General features: G+C 71.2%; 5 protein-coding genes and 1 pseudogene. 1 reads left to right on the top strand and 5 read right to left on the bottom strand.

The window, feature by feature from the left end; translation table 11 throughout:
• Window positions 1-132 precede the first annotated feature (132 nt).
• On the bottom strand, window positions 133-3,033 hold the full coding sequence (gene uvrA / locus ACOV8S_RS12100) for an excinuclease ABC subunit UvrA (RefSeq protein ID WP_448317780.1): 2,901 nt from the start codon (window positions 3,031-3,033) through the stop codon (window positions 133-135).
• A 239-nt stretch (window positions 3,034-3,272) separates the two neighbouring features.
• Between uvrA and ACOV8S_RS12095 the strand changes: the two genes are divergently transcribed.
• Complete coding sequence (locus ACOV8S_RS12095) at window positions 3,273-3,929, top strand: MBL fold metallo-hydrolase (protein WP_448317779.1); 657 nt, start codon at window positions 3,273-3,275, stop codon at window positions 3,927-3,929.
• Between the two features lie 64 nt (window positions 3,930-3,993).
• Here ACOV8S_RS12095 and aroQ read toward each other — a convergent pair whose 3' ends face one another.
• The 4 genes and pseudogenes from aroQ to ACOV8S_RS12075 form a co-directional block, all read right to left on the bottom strand.
• Window positions 3,994-4,467, bottom strand: coding sequence for a type II 3-dehydroquinate dehydratase (aroQ, locus tag ACOV8S_RS12090; RefSeq protein WP_448317778.1), 474 nt, complete (start codon window positions 4,465-4,467; stop codon window positions 3,994-3,996).
• 59 nt (window positions 4,468-4,526) lie between these two features.
• Window positions 4,527-5,636 (bottom strand): calcium:proton antiporter, encoded by a 1,110-nt coding sequence (locus tag ACOV8S_RS12085; protein ID WP_448317777.1) that lies wholly within the window; start codon window positions 5,634-5,636, stop codon window positions 4,527-4,529.
• Window positions 5,637-5,730: 94 nt separating this feature from the next.
• The gene (locus ACOV8S_RS12080) at window positions 5,731-6,723 is read right to left on the bottom strand and encodes a TerC family protein (protein WP_448317776.1); all 993 of its coding nucleotides are present in this window, start codon (window positions 6,721-6,723) and stop codon (window positions 5,731-5,733) included.
• A gap of 221 nt (window positions 6,724-6,944) precedes the next feature.
• A pseudogene (locus ACOV8S_RS12075) lies at window positions 6,945-7,901 on the bottom strand (TerD family protein); the annotation flags it as partial.

Here is a 7,901-nt window from a genome sequence, read left to right as displayed (position 1 = left end):
CAGTCCCTCCCCCGGTTCGCGCCGGACGGCCTTCGTCCCGCGCGGCGGCCCACCCCTCGGGCGGGCGGCACGACCGCGGCCCCCGCTCCGGGTGGGAGCGGGGGCCGCGGCGGGGAACGCGGGAGGAAACCGTCAGCGCTTGCGGGCGGCGGCCTTCTTGCGCGGCTTGGCCGCCGGGCTCGCGTCGCTGACCCGGTCGCCGAGCATCTCGCGCAGGAACTTGCCGGTGTGGCTGGCCGGGATCGCGGCCACCTCCTCCGGCGTGCCCTCGGCGACCACCATGCCGCCGCCGGCGCCGCCCTCGGGACCCATGTCGACGACCCAGTCGGCCGTCTTGATGACGTCGAGGTTGTGCTCGATGACGATGACGGTGTTGCCCTTCTCCACCAGGCCGGAGAGCACCTTCAGCAGCTTGCTGATGTCCTCGAAGTGCAGACCGGTGGTCGGCTCGTCGAGCACGTAGACGGTGCGCCCGTTGGAGCGGCGCTGCAGCTCGGTGGCGAGCTTGACGCGCTGCGCCTCGCCGCCGGAGAGCGTGGTCGCCGACTGGCCGAGGCGGACGTAGCCGAGCCCGACCTCGTTGAGGGTGCGCAGGTGGCGGGAGATGCCGGGGATGGCCTCGAAGAAGTCCAGCGCCTCGTCGATCGGCATGTTCAGGACCTCGGCGATGTTCTTCCCCTTGTAGTGCACCTCGAGGGTCTCCCGGTTGTACCGGGCCCCGTGGCACACCTCGCACGGGACGTACACGTCCGGGAGGAAGTTCATCTCGATCTTGATCGTGCCGTCGCCGGAGCAGTTCTCGCAGCGGCCGCCCTTGACGTTGAAGGAGAAGCGCCCGGGCAGGTAGCCGCGGACCTTCGCCTCGGTGGTCTCGGCGAACAGCTTGCGGACGTGGTCGAAGACGCCGGTGTAGGTGGCCGGGTTGGACCGCGGGGTGCGGCCGATGGGCGACTGGTCGACGTGCACGACCTTGTCGAGCAGGTCGTCGCCCTCGACCCGGGTGTGGCGGCCCGGCACCCGGCGGGCGCCGTTGAGCTCGCGCGCCAGGTGGGTGTAGAGGATGTCGTTGACCAGCGTCGACTTGCCGGAGCCGGAGACGCCGGTGACGGCGGTGAGGACGCCCAGCGGGAACGAGACGTCGACGTCCTTCAGGTTGTTCTCGCGGGCCCCGCGCACCGTCAGCTGCCGCGAGGGGTCGAGCGGGCGCCGTACGTCCGGCACCGGGATCGCCTTCTTGCCCGACAGGTACAGGCCCGTCTCCGACTTGGCGTTGGCCAGCAGCTCCTCCAGCGAGCCGCTGTGCACCACGGAGCCGCCGTGCTCGCCGGCGCCGGGGCCGACGTCGACGATCCAGTCGGCCGCCTTCATGGTGTCCTCGTCGTGCTCCACGACGATCAGCGTGTTGCCCATGTCGCGCAGCCGCACCAGGGTCTCGATCAGCCGGTGGTTGTCCCGCTGGTGGAGGCCGATGGACGGCTCGTCGAGCACGTAGAGCACGCCGACCAGGCCGGAGCCGATCTGGGTGGCCAGGCGGATGCGCTGCGCCTCGCCTCCGGAGAGCGTGCCGGCGGCGCGGTTGAGCGAGAGGTAGTCCAGGCCGACGTCGACGAGGAAGCGCAGCCGCTCGTTGACCTCCTTGAGGACCCGCTCGGCGATCTTCTTCTCGCGGGCGGTCAGCTTGAGCTGCGCCAGGAAGTCGGCGCACTCGCTGATCGACAGGGAGGAGATGTCCGCGATCGACTTCCCGTGCACCGTGACCGCCAGGACGATCGGCTTGAGCCGGGCGCCCTCACAGGTCGAGCAGGGCACCTCGCGCATGTAGCCCTCGAAGCGCTCACGGCTGTTGTCCGTCTCGGCGTCCTCGTGGCGGCGCTTGACGAACGGGACCGCGCCCTCGAACGGCGTGGTGTACCGGCGCTCGCGGCCGTACCGGTTGCGGTAGCGGACGTCGATCTGGGTCTTGTGGCCGTGCAGCAGCGCCTTCTTGGCGCGGGCGGGCAGCCCGGCGAAGGGGATGTCGGTGCGGAACCCCAGGGCGTCGGCGAGCGCGTCGACCAGGCGGCCGAAGTACTCCTTGGCGTGCCCCGCGGACCACGGGTGGATGGCGCCCTCCTCGAGCGTCTTCTCCGGGTCCGGGACGATCAGCTCGGGGTCGACCTCCATGCGTGTGCCGATGCCGGAGCAGTCGGGGCAGGCGCCGAAGGGCGAGTTGAAGGAGAAGGAGCGCGGCTCCAGCTCCTCGAAGGAGAGGTCGTCGTACGGGCAGTACAGGTGCTCCGAGAACATCCGCTCGCGCTCGGGGTCGTCGGCCTCGAGGTCGACGAAGTCGAGCACGACCATGCCGCCGGAGAGGCCGAGCGCGGTCTCCACCGAGTCGGTGAGGCGGCGCTTGGCGGAGCCCTTCACCGTCAGGCGGTCCACGACCACCTCGATGGTGTGCTTCTCCTGCTTCTTCAGCTTCGGCGGGTCGGAGAGCTGGATCGTCTCGCCGTCCACCCGGGCCCGGCTGTAGCCCTTGGTCTGCAGGTCCGCGAAGAGGTCGACGAACTCGCCCTTGCGCTCGCGCACCAGCGGCGAGAGCACCTGGAAACGGCTGCCCTCGGGCAGCTCCAGGACCTTGTCCACGATGGCCTGCGGCGACTGACGGGAGATGGGGCGGGAGCACTCCGGGCAGTGCGGCTTGCCGATCCGCGCGAAGAGCAGACGGAGGTAGTCGTAGACCTCCGTGATGGTGCCGACCGTCGAGCGCGGGTTGCGCGAGGTCGACTTCTGGTCGATGGACACCGCCGGGGAGAGACCCTCGATGAAGTCCACGTCCGGCTTGTCCATCTGGCCGAGGAACTGCCGGGCGTACGAGGACAGCGACTCCACGTAACGCCGCTGGCCCTCGGCGAAGATCGTGTCGAACGCGAGGGACGACTTGCCCGAACCCGACAGACCCGAGAAGACGATGAGCGAGTCGCGCGGCAGGTCGAGCGAGACGTTCTTCAGGTTGTGCTCGCGCGCGCCACGGACGATGAGACGGTCGGCCACGCCGGTTCCGCACCTTTCTTGGGGGGAGGTGACAGGGGCACACCCCCGTCCTTCTTCAGCGTAGGGGGGCCCACTGACAACACCGGTGGCTTCACCGGTTTCCGCCCTCTTCAACAAATCGGACGCTTCCGGCGTTCCCGGTGTGGGCCACCGAGCTTATAGCACGCACATTCGAATCCAGGGTGCTCCCGCCACGCTTCACCCGATCGTGTTCCCCGGTCCCGCTATAGGCTGCGAACATGACGTACACGGGAGCGGTGAAGGTCGGCGGCCCGGCCGATGTGCACGAGCTGCGGGACCTGATGATCACCAAGATCGCGGTCGGCCCGATGGACAACAACGCGTACCTGCTGCGCTGCCGCGCCACGGACGAGCAGCTGCTGATCGACGCGGCGAACGACGCGCACACCCTGCTCGGCAGCATCGGCGACGACTCGATCACCTCGGTCGTCACCACCCACCGGCACCCCGACCACTGGCAGGCGCTCGCCGAGGTGGTGGCCGCCACCGGCGCCCGCACCTACGCCGGGCGCGAGGACGCCGAGGGCATCCCGGTCCCCACCGACGTGCTGCTCGACGACGGCGACCCGATCAGCGTCGGCCACGTCCGGCTCACCGCCCGCCACCTGGTCGGCCACACACCCGGCTCCGTGGCGCTGGTCTACGACGACCCGCACGGGCACCCGCACGTCTTCACCGGCGACTGCCTCTTCCCGGGCGGCCTGGGCAACACCCGCAAGGACCCCGAGGCCTTCGCGGCCCTGTTCCGGGACGTGACCACCAAGCTGTTCGACGTCCTGCCGGACGAGACCTGGGTCTACCCGGGCCACGGCGCCGACACCAGCCTGGGCGCGGAGCGCCCGCACCTGCAGGAGTGGCGCGCCCGCGGCTGGTGACGGCGGCCGGCGCCCCGCCGTCCGAGCGGCTCCCGCGTTCCGCCGCGTCCGGGGCCGCGACGGGTCAGGCGGCGGCGACGCCCTCGCCGGCCAGCGCGGCGACGCGCTCCACGGCGAACACGTAGCCCTGGAGCCCGCAGCCCGCGATCACGCCGTCCGCGCGCAGCGAGACGTAGGAGTGGTGCCGGAACTCCTCGCGGCGGTGGATGTTGGAGATGTGGACCTCCACCACCGGGAGCCCGTCGCAGGTGTTGAGCGCGTCCAGCAGGGCGACGGAGGTGTGCGAGTAGGCGGCGGGATTGATCACGATGCCGCAGTGGCCGAGCCGCGCCTCGTGGATCCAGTCGATCAGTTCGCCCTCGTGGTTGGACTGCCGCAGGTCGACGCTCCCGCCGTGGGCGGCCGCGGCCTTCGCGCACATCGCCTCCACGTCGGCGAGGGTGCCGGCGCCGTAGATCTCCACCTGGCGCTGCCCGAGCAGGTTCAGGTTGGGCCCGTTGAGGATCATGATCGGGGCGTCGGCGAGCGTGCGGGCCATGGAGAACCTCCGGTGCGGTGACTCGTGCGGTCGGCTCCGAAGGGTCTATCACGGCCGGTTCAGGGGATGACGGACAGTTCCAGGTAGGCGGCGAGGATGGCCAGGTGCAGGCCCGCCTGGAGCGGGGTGGCCCGCCCGGGGACGATCGTCAGGGTGCCGACCAGGACGGTCAGCGCGAGCAGCACCATGTGGGTGGCGCCCAGCCCGAGGAGCAGCGGGCCGTCCAGCCAGATCGAGGCCACGGCGACGGCCGGGATGGTCAGGCCGATGCTGGCCATGGCGGAGCCGATGGCGAGGTTGAGGCTGGTCTGCACGCGGTCCCTGCGGGCGGCGTGCACCGCGGCGATGGTCTCGGGCAGCAGCACCAGCAGGGCGATGACGACGCCGACGACCGCGTGCGGCATCCCGGCGGCCGCGACGCCGCTCTCGATGGCGGGCGACACGCCCTTGGCGAGGCCGACCACGCCGGCCAGGGCCACGAGCAGCAGGGCGACGCTGAACAGCGCCCTGCGGTTCGAGGGCACCTGGGCGTGGTCCTCCTCGGAGATGACGCCGCCCTCCCGGGTGACCGGCAGGAAGTAGTCCCGGTGCCGGCGCGTCTGGGTGGCGACGTACAGCCCGTAGAGGACGAGCGCGGCCACCGCGGCGAAGACCAGCTGGGCGCCGCTGAACTCGGGGCCGGGAGCGCTCGCGGTGAAGTTGGGCAGCACCAGGCTGAGCGTGGCCAGCGTGGCGACGGTGGCGAGGGCGGCGCCCGTTCCCTCGGGGTTGAAGATGGCGGTGCGGTGCCGCAGCGACGCGACCAGCAGACAGATGCCGGTGATGCCGTTGAGGGTGATCATCACGGCGGCGAAGACGGTGTCCCGGGCGAGGGTGGTGCTCTGCTCGCCGCCTCCCGCCATCAGCATGACGATCAGCCCGACCTCGATGACGGTGACCGCCACCGCGAGGATCAGCGAGCCGAACGGCTCGCCCACCCGGTGGGCGATCACCTCGGCGTGGTGCACCGCGGCGAGCACGGCGGCGGCCAGGGCCGCCGTCATCAGCACGATCATCCCCGGCGGCACGCTGCGGCCCCAGGTGAAGGCCAGGAGGACGACCGCGAGGGCCGGCGCCGCCACCGCCCAGAGCGACATGGGGGGTCGCTTCCGGGCAGACAGGGCCTTCATGCGCCGATCCTCTCAGTCGATGTCTTCGGTCGCACGGCGGCGGAGTCCCGCGGGTGCCCCGCGTGGGCCGCCGCCGTGCGGTGAGCGCCTTCGGTCAGGCGTCGGTCCTGTCGCTCTCGGCGGCCTTGGCCCTGGCCTCGGCCTCCCGGGTCTTCCTGTTGGCGATCAGGCTGGTGATCGTGGTGACCACCAGGACGGCGCAGATGACGCCGAGGGAGACCGGGATGGAGATCTCGGGGACGTGCACCCCGGACTCGTGCAGCGCGTGCAGCACCAGCTTCACGCCGATGAAGCCGAGGATCACGGAGAGGCCGTACGACAGGTGGACCAGCTTCTCGAGCAGGCCGCCGATCAGGAAGTACAGCTGCCGCAGACCCATCAGGGCGAAGGCGTTGGCGGTGAAGACGATGTACGGGTCCTGGGTCAGGCCGAAGATCGCGGGGATGGAGTCCAGGGCGAACAGCACGTCGGTGGTGCCGATGGCGAGGATGACGACCATCATCGGCGTCATCACGCGCTTGCCGTTCTCCCGGATCCACAGCTTGGTGCCGTGGTAGCGGTCGGCGACGCCGAAGCGGCGCTCGGCCGCCTTGAGCAGGCGGTTCTCCTCGTACTCCTCCTCGCTGTTCCCGGCCCTGGCCTCTTGGATGAGCTTCCAGGCGGTGTAGATCAGGAACGCGCCGAAGATGTAGAAGACCCACGAGAAACTGGCGATGATCGCCGCGCCCGCCGCGATGAACACGGCCCGCAGCACCAGGGCGATCAACACACCGATCAGGAGCACCCGCTGCTGCAGGTGCGAGGGCACCGCGAACTTCGCCATGATCAGGACGAAGACGAACAGGTTGTCGACGCTCAGCGACTTCTCGGTCACGAAGCCCGCGAAGAACTCACCGGCGGGCGCGCCGCCGGCGAAGACGAGAAGGCCGAGGCCGAAGAGACAGGCGAGGCCGATCCAGACGGCCGTCCAGATGCCGGCCTCCTTGACCGACACGTCGTGCGGCTTGCGGCCGATGAAGAAGTCGGCGCCGATCAGCAGGGCCAGGACGGCCACCGTGGCGACCCACAGGGTCAAGGAAACTTCCACCGATACCTCCGGTCACAGAGAGAAACCGGAGGTCTCTTCCACCCGCGGTCAGCACCGCGGGCCGACGCCCCGGGCCCGGGGCTTCTGGCCCGGGCCGTATTGACGGGAACGCCGCATCAGACAGGGAGTACTCCCCTCCGTCTGTTCGAAGGTACACCAATCACCAAGGGAAGGTAAAGAGCCTCTTTACCTTCCCTTGGCGCGATGTCCACTACACGGAGTCACTCGCGGCGCGCGGCGGCGACCCGGGCCAGCACCCCTTCCAGGGTGGCGCTGTTCCGGGGAGGCAGCGACGGTTCGTACGTCCAGGCGTGGCGGACCCAGGGGTCGGCCAGGTGGTCCTCGGGCACCGGGGTCAGGCGCAGCAGGGACCGCCACAGCGGGTCGAGGAGGGCGCCGAACCCGGCGGCGTCCTCGCGGTCCGCCACCATCAGCAGGTGGACCCCGGCGCGCGGTCCCTCGTCGGCCAGGTAGCGCAGGGCGGTGACGGCGCGGTCGTCGAAGGCGTGCGGGAAGTCGTGCACGATCAGCAGCCGCTGGGACAGGTCGGTACCGGGCGGCAGCGACTCGGCGGCGCCGGCCCGCACGGCCATCTGCACCAGGTCGACGTGACCGGCCAGGCGGGTGAGCAGGCCCGAGACGGCGGCGGGGCCCACGGACGGGGGCTCGGCGAGCACGCCGGCCCGCGCCAGCGGGGTCAGGGCCCGGGCGCCCGCTCCGGCGGCGTCGATCACGTGGACGGTGAACTCACCGGGCGGGTGGGCCGCCAGCAGCCGGGCGGCGAGCGCGACGGCCATGTCGAGGGCGAGCCGGCGCAGCTCCTCGGGCGTGACCAGGAGACCGCTCGCCCCGCCGCTCGCGCCGCTGTCGATCCACAGGCCGCGTTCCAGCGGCAGCCGCAGCAGCAGAGGGATGCGCAGGGCGCCGCTCTCCGGGAGGCTCACGTCCCCCAGGCGCAGGGCCAGGGGCTGTTCCTCCGGCGCCTGGTAGGACTGCCACGCCGGACTCTCCCAGCGGGCGTACGCCGGGGGCAGGGCGGGCTCGACCACCTCGGACTCGGCCCTCAGCTGGGCGAGCTGCTGGTCGAGGACCTGCTGGGCGCGGCCCACCAGTTCCTCGCGGCGGGCCTTGGCCTCCCGGCGGGCGCGGTCGACCGTCCCGTCGGCGCGGGCGCGGTA

Source organism: Streptomyces sp. CO7 (genome assembly GCF_053474865.1).
Note: the sequence above shows the minus strand (reverse complement) of the source record. Positions and strands in the feature narration are given on the sequence as shown.

Coding starts and splice junctions, on each gene's coding strand:
- ACOV8S_RS12095 (WP_448317779.1), top strand. CDS start 3,273: ATGACGTACACGGGAGCGGTGAAGGTCGGCGGCCCGGCCGATGTGCAC.
- aroQ (WP_448317778.1), bottom strand. CDS start 4,467: ATGGCCCGCACGCTCGCCGACGCCCCGATCATGATCCTCAACGGGCCC.
- ACOV8S_RS12085 (WP_448317777.1), bottom strand. CDS start 5,636: ATGAAGGCCCTGTCTGCCCGGAAGCGACCCCCCATGTCGCTCTGGGCG.